The organism is Chryseobacterium sp. WLY505, assembly GCF_030846215.1.
GTDB lineage: Bacteria > Bacteroidota > Bacteroidia > Flavobacteriales > Weeksellaceae > Chryseobacterium.
The window spans coordinates 171,735-190,454 of sequence record NZ_JAVCWI010000009.1 but is presented as its reverse complement, the minus strand read 5'-3'; the positions used below and the strand labels follow the sequence as shown (position 1 = coordinate 190,454).

11 protein-coding genes are annotated in these 18,720 nt (G+C 36.3%); 5 read left to right on the top strand and 6 right to left on the bottom strand.

Translation table 11 applies throughout. From position 1 onward, the window contains the following. Positions 1-603 precede the first annotated feature (603 nt). From RAH34_RS17920 to RAH34_RS17905, 4 genes are all read right to left on the bottom strand, one after another. Positions 604-2,259, bottom strand: a complete 1,656-nt coding sequence (locus tag RAH34_RS17920; RefSeq protein ID WP_306597011.1) for a SusD/RagB family nutrient-binding outer membrane lipoprotein — start codon at positions 2,257-2,259, stop codon at positions 604-606. 24 nt (positions 2,260-2,283) lie between these two features. Further along, positions 2,284-5,424, bottom strand: coding sequence for a SusC/RagA family TonB-linked outer membrane protein (locus RAH34_RS17915; protein WP_306597010.1), 3,141 nt, complete (start codon positions 5,422-5,424; stop codon positions 2,284-2,286). Between the two features lie 340 nt (positions 5,425-5,764). Beyond that, entirely contained in the window at positions 5,765-7,393 is a 1,629-nt protein-coding gene (locus RAH34_RS17910) for an acyl-CoA carboxylase subunit beta (protein ID WP_306597009.1), read from the bottom strand. 282 nt (positions 7,394-7,675) lie between these two features. Next, complete coding sequence (locus tag RAH34_RS17905; protein WP_306597008.1) at positions 7,676-8,197, bottom strand: GNAT family N-acetyltransferase; 522 nt, start codon at positions 8,195-8,197, stop codon at positions 7,676-7,678. A 171-nt stretch (positions 8,198-8,368) separates the two neighbouring features. Here RAH34_RS17905 and RAH34_RS17900 point away from each other — a divergent pair, with 171 nt between their 5' ends. The 4 genes from RAH34_RS17900 (at position 8,369) to RAH34_RS17885 (ending at position 14,038) form a co-directional block, all read left to right on the top strand. Then, entirely contained in the window at positions 8,369-9,247 is an 879-nt protein-coding gene (locus RAH34_RS17900) for a DMT family transporter (protein WP_034693287.1), read from the top strand. A 13-nt stretch (positions 9,248-9,260) separates the two neighbouring features. Next, positions 9,261-10,343, top strand: a complete 1,083-nt coding sequence (locus tag RAH34_RS17895) for a PorV/PorQ family protein (protein WP_114820962.1) — start codon at positions 9,261-9,263, stop codon at positions 10,341-10,343. A gap of 10 nt (positions 10,344-10,353) precedes the next feature. Next, on the top strand, positions 10,354-11,097 hold the full coding sequence (locus RAH34_RS17890) for a hypothetical protein (RefSeq protein WP_306597007.1): 744 nt from the start codon (positions 10,354-10,356) through the stop codon (positions 11,095-11,097). A 76-nt stretch (positions 11,098-11,173) separates the two neighbouring features. Beyond that, positions 11,174-14,038 carry a T9SS type A sorting domain-containing protein gene (locus tag RAH34_RS17885; protein WP_306597006.1) on the top strand — a complete coding sequence of 955 codons (2,865 nt, stop codon included), beginning with the start codon at positions 11,174-11,176 and terminating at the stop codon, positions 14,036-14,038. Between the two features lie 413 nt (positions 14,039-14,451). Here RAH34_RS17885 and uvrC read toward each other — a convergent pair whose 3' ends face one another. Together uvrC and RAH34_RS17875 are read right to left on the bottom strand one after the other, a co-directional pair. After that, positions 14,452-16,245 carry an excinuclease ABC subunit UvrC gene (uvrC, locus tag RAH34_RS17880; RefSeq protein WP_114820959.1) on the bottom strand — a complete coding sequence of 598 codons (1,794 nt, stop codon included), beginning with the start codon at positions 16,243-16,245 and terminating at the stop codon, positions 14,452-14,454. An 86-nt stretch (positions 16,246-16,331) separates the two neighbouring features. Further along, positions 16,332-17,093, bottom strand: a complete 762-nt coding sequence (locus RAH34_RS17875) for a hypothetical protein (RefSeq protein ID WP_114820958.1) — start codon at positions 17,091-17,093, stop codon at positions 16,332-16,334. 130 nt (positions 17,094-17,223) lie between these two features. Here RAH34_RS17875 and hutH point away from each other — a divergent pair, with 130 nt between their 5' ends. Beyond that, positions 17,224-18,711, top strand: a complete 1,488-nt coding sequence (gene hutH / locus RAH34_RS17870; protein ID WP_114820957.1) for a histidine ammonia-lyase — start codon at positions 17,224-17,226, stop codon at positions 18,709-18,711. The last annotated feature ends 9 nt before the right edge of the window (positions 18,712-18,720 follow it).

Below are 18,720 nucleotides of genomic sequence, written 5' to 3'. Positions count from 1 at the left end.
CACCAGCGCCGATGGTACTGCTAACGCGGGAGAGTAGGCCGCCGCCAGTTTTTATTTTATTTTTAAAAAACCTTTATCTTTACGATAAAGGTTTTTTGTTTTGTACACAGCTCAATTCATGAGTAATGAGTAATAAGCAATGAGCAATAGGTAATCAGTTAAGATGACTAATCTCTGTTATCTTCTCTGTCTCATCTTCCTTATTCCAGCTTCAAGCTTCCTGCTTCCAGGTCTCTGTTTTCCATTCTTTATCCAACAATTGGTCTTTACTTTCAATACTATTCTTCATTATAACCCTGTCTGTCACTCTGTAGGAGTCTAAACATAGTTTTTCTTTATTAAAATGCTTCGACTCCGCTCAGCATGACAATGCTAATACTAACGGCTAATATACATTATCATTATCCTGTCATAGATCTCCTTTAACCTCTCATACATATAGCTTGATTCATGCAGGATGCATAATTGGAATAGAGATATAATCCTACTCTTTCACTGGGAGATGGTTGTCGTATAAGGATCCAATAGTCTAAGAATATGAAGATTGTAGATGGGGCGACTTAGACCCTTAATACGACAGGAAACCACTAGTGAGGAAGAAATTTATTTCTTATCCCACCATATGCGACCTTGTATATCACTTTCACTGGCTCCAAAGTCAGGATCTTGTTTCATCTTGTCAAGTGCATCTTTTTGGTTTTGATAATTCAGATTATCTTTTGAAGGGGTAGGAAGAACAATTCTTCTCGGCATTATTAACATAACTCCGGATTCACTGAATGGATTTTCGAGCTTAAGAGCTGTCGACACGTTAGGTATTCCAGTTCTTTTGATAAGTGCCCATACTTCATTTGGTTGTTTGAAATAATTTAAATATTCCTGAATAATGATTTGTTCCAGGGCCAATGATGGATTAAATTTAATTTGAGACTGGCTCAGATAGGTGATAATATCGGTATCATCAGCTGATTTATAATCATCTACCAATGCCTCTTTGGCAATATAATTATAGGTTTCAATAGACGCTCTGATTCCTTGTTCATAAAGATCTTTTGTATTACCTGCAATAAGATTTCTTGCAGCCAGTTCTGCTTTTAACAGAGAATAATCCGCATAGGTAAGGATGGGGAATATAGCATTTCCTGTCCCAATAATACCTTTTGAAGTATTTTCCGGCCTCCATATTCTATATTGTAATCTGGAAATGGTATCATAATTCACCCCATTTAATAATCTTTTTGCTGAAGTATAATAACGACTCATATCCGCTGAAACCATGTTAGGACTGACAAGACCACCAACATAACGCTGGCTTTCTGTAGCTTTTTCCATTTTACCAGCTGCAGCAAGCTTATCTATATTTTCCTGAGAATAATCATTTTGCTGAAAAAATATTGATATTCTGGGATCTTTGCTTTCGTTCATAAAGTCAACCATAGGTTTTGAAGCAGACATGCCTACAGGATTGAAATTACCATGCTCAGTAATTCTTCTGGCCCGTAACATGAAACTCTCTGCTGTACTGCTGATTTCATCCCTTGATAAAACCTGTGAAGCAATAGCAATGAGTTTGGCAGGATTTCTTTTCATGAGTCTTGACGCAATTTTTAATCTTAGAGAATTAGCTGTCCGTTTCCATTTGCTTATATCTCCGTTAAAGAATAGGTCTTTCTCTCCCGGATTTACCTGTACAGATTGATCTGCACTTTGAATTCCATTATATACATCGTCTAACTGTTTGTCAAAAATATCATACAATTGTTCCTGTGTTTCATATTTAGGAGTTTGTGTTCCCCCATATCGAGCCTGGAATGCTTCTGTATAAGCTATACTGCCATTCACATCTGTTACATACCATGCATAGTAGACTTTTAAAATTGTGGCAATGCTTTTAATGTTCACGTATTTTTTTTGATCTTCAGCTGGCATATGATCAATTTTGTAGATGATGTCTGTAAGTAAAGCGCCATGATCTCCATAAAAAATATCTTTTCTTTGATTCATATTGGAGCCGTCATCCATAAACTGTGAAGAATTACCTGTACTGGGAACTAATGTCTGAGTCCAGGGCATAATTCTGCGGTAGTAATCATAATAGTATTCAAAACTGCCATCAAATCCTTTCATAATTGCCAAAGGCAAAAGTTCTTCAGGTTTAGCTTTTATCTGATCTACCGGATTGGTGTTAATCTCTGCAAAATCGCTGGTGCAGGATGTAAAAAGGGAAAATGACAGCGCCAGTATAAGTATTTTTTTCATTTTAGTAATTTTTAAATAATATATTTAGAATGAGAAATCCAGATTAAATCCAAAATATCTGGACATAGGTGAGCCTCCATATTCCGCAAAGCTGCCTGCACTGTTGGAATATTTTCCTTCAGGATTTATCCCATCCGGTAATTTATTATATAGATAGAATAAGTTTCTACCGATAAGAGAGAGATTCAGAGTATTTACTCCAAGAGATCTGATCATTTCAGGTTTAAAAGAATAGGTCAGACGGGCTTCACGGAGGGAAATCCATGTATTTTCAAACACAGCCTGTTCCCGGATACCATTCCCCCATGAGGCTAGATTATTATAATAAGACGCGGTACTTACAGGGTTGATCCATCCTTTTTCATAAGCTTCCTTATAAGTCATGCCGCTTACATCTCTGGTGGTACCTTGTTTGTCTTTTATAATAGAATTCTGGCCAAACACACCGTCGGGAATGACTCCATATTGAATGTTGCCCTGCGAATCAATATATTTGATACCACCTCTTTCTTCATCCCTGTAATTTAATGTGGATGAAAGACTGCCAAGCTGAACACCATAATTATATGTGGCAGAAAGAATATCGCCTCCTACTCTCGCATCGATCAGTACACTTAAAGATAAATTTTTATACCTGAAAGTATTTCTGAAGCTGGCTAAAAAATCGGGAGTTAATTTTCCAACAGTAGTATATCCCTGGTTTTGGTAAGAATCTGATCTCATATAGGAGCCATCAGCTTTCAGAACTTTCATTCCGTTTCTGGGATCATCAATTTTATTCCCATTCCCATCCAATGCCTGATATCTTGCATAGGCATACTTGGTTTGTATCAAACCATATTGCTGACCTGGTATTGCTATACTCTTTACATCCGTACCCATAGCCCAGTTCAAAACATATTCGGTAACTCCTGGATACAGCTCAATAAGTTTATCTCTGTTTTGAGAGTAGGTAAGTGTTGTATTCCATCTGAAGCTGGATGATTTTACCGGAATGGCGTTGACAATTACTTCTATACCCTGATTTTGCAGATTTCCTGCATTGATCTGCTGCTGGCTGAGTCCTGATTCCTGTGGTAAGGAAAGTGTTAGCAACTGATTGGTGGTATTGGTTTTGTAATAAGAAACATCAAAATCCAGCCGGTTATTGAAAAAAGCCATATTTACTCCAAATTCTAGAGATCTGCTCAATTCATTTTTTAAATTTAAATTCGCGAGGGAGTTACTATTGAAGCCAACTAACGGAATACGCGTTCCATCAGGGGAATTATAAGCAGAAGGATCCGGTCTGTAATAGAGACCAGAACTTGTATTGTATGGCGAAGTATCTCTTCCCACCCATGCCAGACTGCCTCTCAGGCTTCCGGAATTGATCCATTTCGGAAGTTTAAGAGAATTAGAAAATATCCAGTTTCCAACAAACGAAGGATAGAAATAGCTTATACTTCCATGCCCATCAGGATATGCTAATGTGGAAGACCAGTCATTACGACCTGTAATATCAATGAATAACTGATTCTTCCATGCAAAATTAGCAAAAGCATACAACCCCTGAATTCTTTTTGGAGATTGATTTCCATCCGTGTAATAGGTCTCGCTTCCTACCGGATCTATTGAGTTCTGGATCTGGAAAACACCGGGAGAATTGAGCCCGCCATTGGTCCATTGCCTTGTGGCTTTGTATTTGGATTTGAAATCTTCTCCACCAACAGAGGCGTTAAGGGTGAGATTTTCTGTCAATTTAAAGTTGGCATTCAGTAGAAATTTCGTGGTGTACTGCTCCTTTCTTCCTTCTAAAATGCTATAACCACCTCCTGTGAATCCTGGATTTTCTCCAAGTATTTTAGATTCATTAAGAACATCATAATTATTGAAATTGCCCGTTATCATCAAGTTGAGCCAGTCTGTTAGCTGGGATTTGAGCTCAAGCCTGCCTATATAATTGTTTTCTTTTTGGGTTCTTGTGTTTTGGAAAATGTTAAAATAAGTAGATGTCATACCATAAGGATCCGCACTGTCTTGTTTCCTTCCGCCGTTTACAGGGTCAAGATAATTGTTTTTCCAATATACGGCATCGAAACTTCTGGGTGCATTATATATAAAACTGAAGAGCGGGCTTTCATTTCCTCCCTGTGGTACAGGATTTTGTCCAAAAGACCTGTTATAGTTGAAACTTGCATCTACCTGCAAATATTTACTGTACTGATGGGTTGCACGGATAAAATAAGCATTTTTGATAAACTTATTACGGGGAAGAATTCCCTCAGCTTCCTGATTGGTATAACTTAATAGAATAGTAGATTTATCATTTCCTCCGGAGAGTTCGAATGAATTTTTACGATCAAATCCTACCTGATAGATATCCTTATAATTATCCGGCTGAGGATTCCATAGAATTGTTCTTCCATCAACATCCTGTACAGGTTTTCCGTCAAATTTTGGCCCGTAGCTGTAAAAAAAATTGTTGGGATCTATAAAACGGTTTCCATTAGCATCCGTTGAAAAGCCGGATCCAAAACCCGCACCAAATTCATTCTGAAACCTGGGACTGCTATAGACATGCTGTGTAGTAAGTGAAGAATTTATCCTGACACCTAATCCATTCGAACCTTTTCCTTTCTTGGTTGTGATGACAATAACCCCGTTAGCAGCCCGTGAACCGTACAGGGCAGATGCTGCAGCACCTCTTAAGATCGAAACGGATTCAAAAACATCGGAGTTAAGATTTTTCATTTCATTACCAAAATCATAACCGGAACCCCATGAATCTGCGCCGGTTACTCCATTGTCAATAATTACTCCATCAACTACTACGAGCGGCTGGTTATTGTTTCCTAATGATGTATTTCCACGGATTTGGATCCTGGCACTGGACTGCGGACCTCCAGATCCTGCTGTTATTTCCACACCAGGAAGCTTTCCCTGAAGGGCCTCCATGGGATTAACTACACCGGCCTGGGTAATGTCTTTGGTCTCCACTTTGGTAATGGCATAGCCTAGTTTTCTCTGATCTCTTTTTATCCCAAGTGCAGTAACAACAACTTCGTCTATTTCCTTATTCTTTACTGAGTCTTTTTGTTTTTTTTGTGCATTAATTTGATTTGTACTCAGTAGAAAACAAAAAACACTGGCGGCCAAAGGCAACCCTTTATTCAATTGTTTCATTTTTTCTCATCATTTGCTTAATAGTACAATATTAAAAAAAAATATCGCACGAATATTATAAATTTAAATATAACGTATTGGTTTTCAGTGTTTACTGGGTTGTGTTTTTATAGTTTAGGGTTAATTTTAATGTATAATATTTTGTAATTAACAACATTGAAAATATAAAAAGTGATCATATGTTATTATTTGTGAATTTTATTTTTTTTACATGATATGAGGTTTTTACTTATTAAATAAAATATTTTAATGTGTTTTTATTGGGTAATTTATATCATATATGAAAAATCCCTTATCAATGTGATAAGGGATTGTTGTATTGAAAAGGATAACAATTCTGTTATACCTGAATTACTCCTAAGTTGAATTTCTCTGTAATGGGAGCATGATTAGCTGCTTCAATTCCCATAGAAATCCATTTTCTGGTATCGACAGGATTGATGATGGCATCTGTCCACAATCTTGCTGCTGCATAGGTAGATTCAGTTTGTTTCTGATATTTTTTAGAAATCGTATCCAGAATTTCGTTATGCTCTTCTTCAGAGATATTTTTTCCTTGTTTCTTTAATGTAGATTCCTGAATCTGAGCTAATACTTTTGCTGCTTGTGCACCTCCCATTACTGCTAAATCAGCCCAAGGCCATGCAACAATTAATCTTGGATCATAGGCTTTTCCACACATCGCATAATTTCCCGCTCCATAAGAGTTACCAGTAATAATCGTGAACTTTGGAACAACAGAATTGGAAACAGCATTTACCATTTTAGCTCCATCTTTGATAATTCCGCCATGTTCTGACTTGGAACCTACCATAAATCCGGTAACATCCTGTAAGAAAATTAATGGTATTTTTCTCTGATTACAATTGGCAATGAATCGGGTTGCTTTATCAGCAGAATCAGAGTAGATTACTCCTCCGAACTGCATTTCTCCTTTTCCACTTTTAACGAGCTTTCTCTGATTGGCTACAATTCCTACAGACCAGCCATCCACTCTTGCGGTTGCACAGATAATACTTTTACCATAGTCTGGTTTATATTCTTCATATTCGGAGTTATCCACAATACACTTGATAATTTCGTAAGTATCATATTGCTCAGCCCTTGAAACCGGCATAATTCCAAAAATATTTTCCGGGTTTTCTTTGGGCGGAAAACTTTCTATTCTATCAAAGCCTGCTTTTTCAGTAGTTCCGATAGATTTCATGATGTTTTTAATTCTGTTCAAAGCATCTTTATCATCTTTCGCTTTATAATCTGTAACTCCCGAAATTGAGCAGTGTGTGGTAGCGCCTCCTAATGTTTCATTATCAATACTTTCTCCGATAGCCGCTTTTACAAGATAGCTTCCGGCCAGGAAAATAGAACCCGTTTTATCCACAATCATGGCTTCGTCGCTCATAATTGGAAGATAAGCTCCTCCAGCTACACAACTCCCCATAACGGCAGAGATCTGGATGATTCCCATAGAACTCATTTTAGCATTATTTCTGAAAATTCGTCCAAAATGTTCTTTATCCGGGAAGATCTCATCCTGCATAGGAAGATAAACACCTGCAGAGTCTACCAGATAAATAATAGGAAGTTTGTTTTCCATCGCAATTTCCTGAGCTCTCAGGTTTTTCTTTCCTGTGATAGGAAACCAGGCACCGGCTTTTACAGAAGCGTCATTCGCAACGATAATGCATTGTCTCCCGGAAACGTAGCCAATCACTACTACTACACCTCCGCTAGGACATCCTCCATGTTCCTGATACATCTCGTATCCTGCAAATGCTCCTACTTCTATGGAATCTGAATTTTTATCGAGAAGATAATCTATTCTTTCTCTTGCTGTCATTTTTCCTTCATCACGAAGCTTTTGAAGCCTCTTCTCACCACCTCCTTTTTTGATCTCAGTGAGTAAGCGATTTATTTCTGATAATTTTAATCTGTTCTGATCTTCTCGTTTATTGAATTCGATGTCCATAAAATTTTCAATTTTTTACGCTTAAAGATACTATTTTTATGAGGAATACGAATTGGAAGTAAAACAGATGTTTAATTATTTGGTTTTTAGTAAATTGTGAAATTTTTAACTAAAAAATATTTTTAAATAATTTATATTTTTTCTAACTTTACACTAGAGTAACAGAGGTGATATTCTCTGCAAAATACTCTAAGTTCCTAGTTTATTTTTTTAATAGTTTATTATTTGAAGGCCCTGAAAGTTTAACAAATTTTCAGGGTTTTTTAGTAATGCGTGTGGTTGTTAATAATACTTTCTATATTCTATAATATTCAGATCGGTAAGATGATCCTTATGTTTTTTATATTTTTTAGCAGGAATAAAGCCAAGTTTTTCCGGAATTTTTCTGCTGGCTGTATTGTCTTTATCCACAGGATATAAAATATACTCAAAAGTAAAATTCTTTTCCAGAAAATCTATGAGGGTCGTTATGATTTCAGTTCCTAATCCTCTTCCCTGAGAACCCTTTTTTAGCCATAAGCCAAGCTCAACAGATTCTTCTGTAATATTATGGATACCGCAGCATCCTATAAACTCTCCATTAGAGTCAAAAGCGACCATTACAAGATCTGTGTTTTGTAATAAAGTTCTTTTTGATTCAGCCACAAAGGTGATTATATCCTGTCTGTTCCCTTGCGGGTTAAAAGGCATGTATCTGGTCACCTCATTGGTAAAATGTTCTACAATATCATCGATGTGTAAGTCGTCAACAGGACTTAAAGTCAGACGTTTTGTTTTGATTTCAATGCCCGGGCTTAGTATCATAATAAGTTGATTGATCTTTTTACTAAATTAATAGAAAGTGTTCTGAACTAAAAGTAAAGCTATTAAAAACTTTATTTATTATCTTTTATTAATGTGAATTTATATTTTTTTGCAAGATTTATAAAAGCGTATTTGTAAATTTGCAGGGTAAAAATTAAAAGGGGATAGGTTATGCATAAATTGGCACTTTTCAGGTTGCATTTAATAGTTTTTTTATGGGGGTTCACTGCAATTCTGGGAAAATTGATTCAGGCCAATGCACAGATTCTGGTTTTTTACAGAATGTTGTTTGCTTCTATCTTTCTGTATGTATTCATCAGGATTTTTAAAAAGGAGAGCATAAAGGTTTCCAAAAAGATATTTTTTCAACTTGCAGCAATAGGTTTTGCCATGGCACTCCATTGGTATTGCTTTTTTTATTCTATTAAAGTTTCCAATGTTTCTATTGCGCTAAGCTGTCTTTCCTTATCTACACTTTTCGCCTCAATTCTGGAGCCTATTATTTTCAAAAGGAAAATTGATGCATCTGAAGTGATCATGGGAACTGTTATTGTAGCCTGTATACTCTTAATCTTTAAGACAGAATTTCATTTTAAAGAAGGCATTATTTATGGAATTCTGTGTGCCATATTCGGGACTATTTTTTCTGTTTTTAATGGTAAGATGTTTGGGAAAACAAGTTCGGGGAACATAATTTTTTATGAAATCTTCTGTGGTTGGTTCATTTTAATGTTATTTTATTTGTTTTCAGGGCAAATTTTTCAAATGAATGAAATAAACTACAGAGATCTGGCGTTAATATGCTTGCTAGCCAGTGTTTTCACAGCTTTTCCGATGCTGGAATCGGTGAATTTAATGAAATATATATCACCTTTTACTTTAATTTTAACAGTTAATTTAGAACCTGTTTACGGAATTATACTAGCTTTTTTTATCTTTGGGGAATCAGAACATATGAGCCCTATATTTTATGTCGCTTCAGGTGTTATGATACTGGCAATCATTGCAAATGGATTAATAAAAGCCAGAAAAACTAAAAACTTAAACTAAGCATCAAATTTATATGATGAAAAAATATTTTTTACTTGCATTTTCACTGCTGTTTGGGCTTTCTCAATCTCAGATTATCAGGAAATATTCCAATGAATTCTTAAACATCGGAGCCGGAGCAAGAGGACTAGCCATGGGAGGAGCAGTAATTACCAATCAGGATGACGTATATTCTCCAATGTGGAACCCAGCAGGTTTAATGTCTGTCGAAAGAGACTGGCAAGGGGCAGCAATGCACGCAGAATATTTTGAATCTATTGCAAAATATGACTATCTGGCCTATGCAAAAGTACTTGAAGAAGGTGTTTTTGGAGTTTCGGTAGTAAGGCTTGGAGTAGACAATATTTTAAATACTACCCAAATGATCGATTCTGAAGGAAATATTGATTATGATAAAATTACCAAGTTTTCCCAATCTGATTATGCAGCTATTCTTTCTTATGCTTTCAGACCCGGAGGAAATCCGAAACTGGATGTAGGGGTGAATGCAAAAATTGTTTATAGAAATGTAGGTAAATTTGCGAATGGTTATGGTTTTGGTTTTGACGTTGGAGCAATTTATAAGGCAGATAACGGATGGAAGTTCGGGGGAATGGTGAGAGATATTACTACGACCGTAAACTTCTGGACGATTAATCAGAAGGAGCTTTCTACTGTTGTAAACGGGGAAGAATTTAACCCTGCTCCTAAAGATAAACTGGAACTTACAATGCCTAAGCTGAATGTAGGAGCCAGCAAATTATTCGAAATCAATAGCAGCGTGTATGTATTACCTGAAGCAGGAATTAATGTTGATTTTGCTAAAACAGCATCATTAATTTCAACAGATTTTGCCAGTATCAGTCCATATGCCGGAGCTGAAATGGGATATCAGAAAATGATTTTTGTAAGATTAGGGATCAACAGATTTCAATCTATTACAGATATAGAAGATCTAAAAAGAAAAGTTTCTTTCCAGCCGAGTGCAGGTATTGGGATCAGATACAGAGGGCTCACACTGGATTATGCAATTACGAATTCAGGGATTGGCGGATCTAATTTCTATTCCAATTTCTTTTCCTTAAAACTGGATATGGGAGCATTTAGAAATGATTAAAATTATAAAAATGAAAAAGTTATCAATATTGGTGATGGCTGCTTGTTCAACAATAGCTTTCGCACAAAAAGTTTCAGATTATAAATATGTTGCAGTTCCCGAAAAATTTGAAACATTCAGGGAAGATTATGGATTAAAAAACTTTTTCACCAAAGCTATGACCGGGAAAAAGTATATCATTCTTCCTGCTATTAAAGATAATTGGCCGGCTGAAGCTAAAAGTAATTTCTGTAATGTGGTTGCCGCCGATGTACTAAATGATAAAAATCTATTCAAAAATAAATTGATAGTACAGTTTAAGGATTGTAATAATACTATGATTTTTGAATCTAAAGGAGCCTCAAAGATTAAAGAATTTGAAGAAGGGTTACCAGACGCGCTAAAAGATGCATTAATCAAAATACCGGTTTCTAATCCGATTGCCTTGTTGCCTGCCTCTAATAATAGCGCTCAACGGACATCTGCCGAGCCTGTTGTATCTGTAGCCTCTACAGCAACTCCGGAAGCGAGCAATTATTCGAACGGGAAGCTGGATCTTCAAAAAATACAGATTGACTCCAATCAGTTTATCTTAGCAAAGTCCGGTAGTTCAGTACCGTTTGCTGTTTTTAAAGCAACTTCAAAAAATTCTGTTTTCCTTGTAAAAATGGCTGATGGAAATACTACCGTCGGATATTTTGAAAATGGGAATATTGTAATAGATGTTCCACAGACGGAAGGAGGGTTTTCCAAAGAAGTTTTCGCCGCCAAATAATTTACATCAATTATACAATGATATCATCCTTAATTCATAACTTTTCAGAATTAAGGATTTATTTTAACTAATAGCTATGAAAAAGGTTTACATTTCTATATTGACAATACTGTCAGTATTTTCAAGTGCACAAAATGTGTTTAATACCCAATTGAATGAGATTAACTTTGGAGCCTCCAGTGATCCTAGTAATCTTATCAAATTCAATGATCATATTCTTTTCACAGCCACCAAGTCTACAGAAGAGGGACGAGAGCTGTGGAGTTTTGATCCGGGTACTCAAAAATCGATCCTGTTGAAGAATGTTTTTCCGGGATACAGTATTGGGATGGCTGGAGATCCGGCTTTTATGAAGCTCAATAATAAAGTGTACTTTATTGCTGTGCAAAGTACTAATTCGTCCATTAACCAGCTTTGGGTTACAGATGGAACCATTGCAGGAACATCCAAGGTAAAAGATCTTAATTTTGAGTTTTCGGTGGCTGCAAGTGCAGCAGTCGGAAATAATATCTTTTTCTACCAGCACAACGAACTTTGGTCTTACAATACCGTTACAGATACTTTGCAGCTACTAAAAACATTTCAATATTCCGGTGATGTGAAAATGTATACCATGAATAATACTTTGTTCCTGGCAGCTGATGATGGCATACACGGAAAAGAGATATGGAAATCGGATGGAACCGTTGCCGGAACATCTTTATTAAAGGATATTGTTCCCAATGCAGGCGGAAGTATTAATGGAGATTTTAAAGCACTGATCTTTCAAAATAAACTATACTTCGTTGTTAATCTTGGGACAGGAACGGCGGGATATGAATTATATTCAACAGATGGAACAGAAGCTGGAACAGTATCCATAAAATCTGTAGGTTATCCACAGCTGGAAGGAGCTGCCGCTGATAACTATTTTGTTTTTACAGGATTTGATGCCACAAATGGCTATGAACCATGGGTTTCTGATGGAACAACGTCAGGAACTTATCTGCTGAAAAATCTGATGCCAGGAGCTACAAGTTCTATGGCAATGAAGAAATTTGTAAAATATAATAACAAAATATTCTTTGAAAGTAGTGCCAACGGTGTTAACTCAGGGTATGGTAATTATATCTGGGAAACAGATGGTACAGAAGCCGGAACTGTTCTCTTCAATACGCATGCAGGAGCATTGATCTATGGGAGTAGCTCGGATAATAATCATTTGATTCTTACAATGGCTAATTATGGAAACAGATATTGGGTTGTCAATGGAAATTCTTCGCAGAGTTTCGAGATCACAGAACTTGGAATGATCAATAATAACAGTTTTGTAGACCTGAATTCTAAAATTTATCTAACCGGAAACACCCCAAAATATGGAACAGAACTGTTTTCATTAAATCCGGTGACACATCAGACCGCGATAGCTTCGGACATCAGCAGATCTGAAAGTTCTTTACCTCATGCATTTCAGGTACTGAATAATGATCTTATTTTCATTGCGACAGACAGACAGTATAACAGCCAGATTTATAAGAGAAATAAAGTCACACAGCAGATTGAGAGAATATCCAGCTTTGGAGGAAATTCGTTTATTGGTATGGGAAGCGATTTTAATGACAACTTCATTAAAGTAGGAAACTATCTTTACACTCCGGAAGCAGGTTACAGAACAGATGGTACAGAAGCCAATACTTTGCAGATATCATCCCCCAATATTACCAGCAGGGTACCGTATACGAGTTTGAACGATAATACATTGCTTTTTGCCGGGTATAATAACGTGGTGGGAACTGAACTTTGGAAAATTGATAATACGTCCAATACTGTTAGTCTCGTAAAAGATATTTCCGCGGATAATATGGGAAGTCTTTATTCAGTGGATTCAAAAGCTGTAACCCTGAATGGTTTTGCTTATTTTGTGGCAAAAGATAATGGAAAATCGGGGATCTGGAAAACAGATGCTACTGAAGCCAATACCCAAAAGGTAATACAGTTCTCCTATCAGGATGGGACAGATGGAGATATCAAGGTACTGAGTACTTTTAATAATAAATTATTCTTTACAAAGCAACAGGAAAATACTCCTGCGAATTACGGCTCCGGGCAAAACGAGCTTTGGATTTCAAACGGTGATCAGGCATCTGCGGTATTACTGAAATCTTACGCTACTCCTTATGGCTCTTCAAGTATTGCCAGGGAAACAATAGTATTTAATAATAGGCTTTTTTATGTCACTTCAGGTTATCCTTCCCCGGCACTGCATTCTACAGATGGAACGGCTGCAGGGACAGAACAGATAGTAGCAGGAAACTTTTTTGGTGATGTGAAATTTAAAAAATGCGGAAATCAGTTATTTTTTACCAATAATAATAGTACACAGTTGTGGAAGACAGATGGATCGGCTAATGGCACATCTGATTTATCCCAAAATTTTTCTTCAGTGAAAGATATGATGTGTGTCAACAATTATCTTTACTTTCTTAACGGGGATTCCCAAAAGGTGTGGAAAAGTGATGGGGTCTCGGTTTCTCCGATGGATATTTTCGTGACAAATGATGACAGTCAGCTGTTAGCTAATGAAAATATTCAGAAAATGGGAGCAGATGGTGAAAAATTATTTCTTACCATTAATACCAAAGAACATGGAAGTGAATTGTATGTAGTGACGGATCCGCTGCCTGTTTATCTGGCAACCCATGAAATATCCGGTGCAGAAAGTAAGAAAGAGAATATTGATCTGCAGATTTATCCTAATCCTGTTTCAGAATATTTTTCAATCAAACGGAAAGAAAATTCTACAATAGAAATTGTGAAAGTTTTCGATGCCTCCGGAAAGCTTGTGAAGAATGTTATCAATAATTATGAAAATATTGGTGTAGCAGAACTTCCATCAGGAATATATTTTGTTAAGATAAAAACAAATAAAGGAGAATATTTGGGTAAGATCATAAAAAAATAATATGTGTAAAAGGCTCTTGAAAAAGAGCCTTTTATAATATATATGCTGATGTGTTTTTCATTTTTTGAAGAGTTGAAAAGATGAACATCGTTTCCTGCAGACATGGGGAATAAGATGATTCTCTCATGAATAATGAAAATGAAAAATATTTATAAAATGAGAAAATTTTTCATAATATTATTGTTATTGGTTGATAACTCTAATTTATGAAAAAAATACATATAATAATGTTTTTTAGTAAAATATTTATTTATTTGTATTTTTTATTTGTATTTTTTATTGATATTTTTATTTGCTGTAGAAGGGGATTTTGCTTTTTGTCCCTTTTTGATAAAATAGAAAATTAATGAGGAAATATTACAAAACATATCCTCTTATTTGTAAATCTTTAACCATTAAACCAGAGCGGAGCATTAATCAGCATTAAAAAACTCCCAAATTACCTTTGCCTTACTCTTACCCAGAATTTCTTCCAGGGTTTCAAGATTTGATTCTTTGATACGTTTTACAGACTTCAGTTTAGACAGTAATAATTCAATAGTTTTTTCTCCCACACCAGGAATTTCTTCCAGCTCAGACTTTATCGTAGAGTTTTTTCTTCTCGTTCTGTGATGTTTTACCCCAAACCGGTGAGCCTCGTCACGTACACGCTGAAGGATTTTCAATGTTTCAGATTTTTTGTCCAGATATAAAGGAATAGGATCTTCAGGAAAGAATATTTCTTCCAGCCTCTTGGCGATTCCTACAATGGTAATTTTTCCGTAAAGTCCCAATAACCTGAGACTTTTTACAGCGGAAGAAAGCTGTCCTTTTCCTCCATCTATCAGAATCAGTTGGGGAAGACTTTCTCCCTCATCAAGCATTCTTTTGTAACGGCGGTAGATGACCTCTTCCATCGTTGCAAAATCGTTGGGACCTTCTACGGTCTTAGGATGGAAAATTCTGTAATCTGCTTTGCTCGGTTTTCCATCTTTGAAGACAACACATGCAGACACAGGATTCGTTCCCTGAATATTGGAGTTATCAAACCCTTCAATATGTCTTGGCTCCACAGGCATTCTCAACAGTTTCTGCATTTCGGCCATGATTCTGTTCGTATGTCTCTCAGGATCTACAATCTGAACCTGCTTCAGCTTTTCAAGACGGTATTCCTTAGCATTCTTTTCAGAAAGCTCTACGATTCTTTTTTTGTCGCCTACCTTAGGAACAATCAGTTTTACATTGGGAATTTCTACAGAAAGATGAAAAGGTAAAAGAACTTCCTTGGAATCTGACGAAAACTTCTGACGAATCTCTATCAAAGCCTCTTCCATAATATCTTCATCGGTTTCTTCAAGAATCTTTTTGATCTCAGTAGTAAAACTCTGAATAATATTTCCGTTTCTGATTTTAAAGAAATTCACATAGGCTGCGGTTTCATCACTGGTCATTCCGAAAACATCCACATCATCAATATTGGGGTTAACCACCGTGTTTTTAGCCTGGTAATCTTCAAGAATATCCAGTCTTTCCTTAATGATCTGAGCCTCTTCAAACTTCAGGTTGGAAGCGAGTTTCATCATCTGATTTACCAGATAATCTTTTGCTTTCCGGAAATCCCCTTTAATAATTCCGCGGATAGCTTCTATTTTTTCGTCATAATCTTCCTTACTCTCAAGATCTTCACAGGGGCCTTCACAGTTTTTGATATGGTATTCCAGGCAGACCTTATATTTTCCATCCGCAATTTTGGAGGGAGAAAGATTAAGGTTGCAGGTTCTGAGTTTATAAATATGTTTTATGGTATCCAGCAAAATCTTTGCAGGACGTACTTTTGCATATGGACCGTAATATTCTGATCCGTCTTTAATCATATTTCTGGTCAGGAAAATTCTGGGAAAATCTTCATTTTTGATGCAGATCCACGGATAGGTTTTGTCATCCTTCAACATCACATTATAAAAGGGCTGATATTCCTTAATCAGATTATTTTCTAATAATAAAGCATCATACTCACTGTTTACAATTGTCGTTTCCAGTCGCTGGATTTTGCTGACCATTATTTTGATCCTGTATCCGGAAAGGTTTTTGTTGAAATAGGATAGAACCCTCTTTTTAAGATTTTTAGCCTTTCCAACATACAAAAGCTGTTCGTTTTTATCATAATAACGATAAACGCCGGGTTCGGATGGTAAGGTTTTGAGCTGTAGTTCTAAAGAAGGATTCATATAACAAAATTAAGGAAACTTTCGCTATCTAAAAAAGAAAAACCTGCAGATGGTTCTACAGGTTTTATTTTAGGGTTCAAAATATTTTATCCGTTTGTCATTGCAGTATATTCGCTTACAAGAAAACTGAAATAATCCCATTCTACAGAGTTCTTAGGATATTTTTTCATGAAATCCTGATTATCTCCAAAAAGAAAATCATAATTGTCTTCAAAGTCATCTTTATGAAGCCACATTACCTTATTGCCCTTTTTTACATAGTAAGATTTGATAACACCGCCTCCAAGCTGTGGAGAGCCCATTACAGAAAAACCTGTTGTCTCTTTGGCCCTGGGATCGTGGTATACTGAAATAATATCATCAAAACCTGGATTGATCACCTGCATCAGAAATTCCTTATCATCTTTTTTGTTCTTTAGAGAGACAGTCTGGTTGATAAAATAAATCCTGTCATTGTTGGTGTTTTTCGTTAACTTCTTAGTTCCGAAGTTTCTGATATTCCCCATGTATTTTGCCACTTTGGCAATCTTCTCTGCATTGCTTGGATACACATACATCTCATTGATCTGATCGGCATTGAAAGTAGCATTCTTTTTGGTGATACTGTCTTTGATAGCAACTTCGTAGATCTGCCCTTTTTTGGTTTCAATCTTATTACAGAAACCTTTGTAGGTAGTTCCGTCTTTTAAGATAATGGTAGATGTTTTTCTGGGAGATGGCGTATTAAAACCTTCATTAAAAAGGTAAGTTTCCATTTTTTTGATATCCTCTTTAGAGTATTTTACTTTCTGCGCGAAAGCAGTGGTGCTTGCTGCACATACAGCAAGGAGTAGAGTTTTCAGTCTCATGTATTATTGTTTTTAATTTTCGGGGCTAAAAGTAGTAAATTATTTCGCTTGTTTTATAAAAATATAGAAGATTGAAATTTAGCTTTTCCAATTATTGTTAAATGCGTAATTTTAAGGAAATTTTTTAGAAATGATATACGGAGTAGATGTTTTTACTTTCCATGATGTTCTGGAAATATGTAAAAAACCTAATAAAGCCAAGCTAAACAAAGCAGCAAAAGAACAAATTTTAAAATCTCAGAAAAACGTACAGAAAATAGTAGAGTCAGACAGATGCGTATATGGAATCAATACAGGATTCGGACCATTGTGTGATACTAAAATTTCAGCGGACGAAACCGCCCAGTTACAATATAACCTTATCATTTCTCATGCGGTGGGAGTAGGAAAGCCTATTGATAAAGAGCTTTCCAAGATCATGATGATTGCTAAAGTACATGCGCTATCGAAAGGATTTTCAGGAGTTTCTCTGGAAGTTATTGAAAGAATGATTCTGATGCTTGAGAAAGATATCATTCCGGTAGTTCCTGAACAAGGATCTGTAGGAGCCTCAGGAGACCTTGCCCCATTAGCACATCTTGTACTGCCTTTACTTGGTTTAGGACAAGTTTGGGAAGGAGATCAGGTTTCTGATACCTTGGATGTTTTGAAAAAGCATGACCTTGAACCCTTAGCTTTAGGTCCAAAAGAAGGATTGGGATTGATCAACGGTACGCAGTTTATCCTTGCTCACGCCATCAAAGGACTTGAAAAATTTGAATACTTATTAGACCTTGCTGATATGACAGCTGCAATGAGTCTCGAAGCGTACAGAGGTTCAGAAAGCCCATTTAAAAAAGAACTTCACGAGATCAGACCTTTTGAAGGCAGTAAAAAAGTGGCGGCAAGAATGCTTAAGTTTTTAAAGGGATCAGAAAATATGAAAGCTCATGAAGATTGTGAGAGAGTTCAGGATCCTTATTCTATGAGATGTGTACCACAGGTTCATGGAGCCAGCAGAAATGCTTTTGAGCACCTTAAAGGAATGGCAGAAACAGAATTGAACTCTGTAACAGATAACCCGATTGTCCTAAGCGCCGAAGAATCTATTTCAGGTGGAAACTTCCACGGACAGCTAATGGCGTTGCCTTTAGATTATGCTACATTAGCTGCAGCCGAACTGGGGAATATTTCAGACAGAAGAAGCTACTTATTATTAGAAGGAAAATATGGACTTCCGAGATTATTAACGGAAAGCTCAGGATTGAATTCCGGATTTATGATCCCTCAATATACCTCAGCAGCGTTGGTTACAGAGAACAAAACATTATGCTTCCCTGCATCGGCAGATTCTATTCCAACAAGTTTAGGTCAGGAAGATCATGTTTCTATGGGAAGTATTTCAGGAAGAAAATTCAATCAGGTTCTTGGGAATCTTGTGAATATTCTGTCTGTTGAGTTGATGTTTGCAGCTCAGGGACTTGAATTCAGAAGACCTGCGAAATGCTCTAAAGTGATTGAAGAAAACTTTGCTATTCTTCGTTCTAAAGTTGCCAAGCTTGAAGACGACAGGCTGATCGGTAAAGATATGCTGGCGATTGCTGAGTTAATTAACGAAAGAAAATTTGTTGTCAACTAATCTAAATAA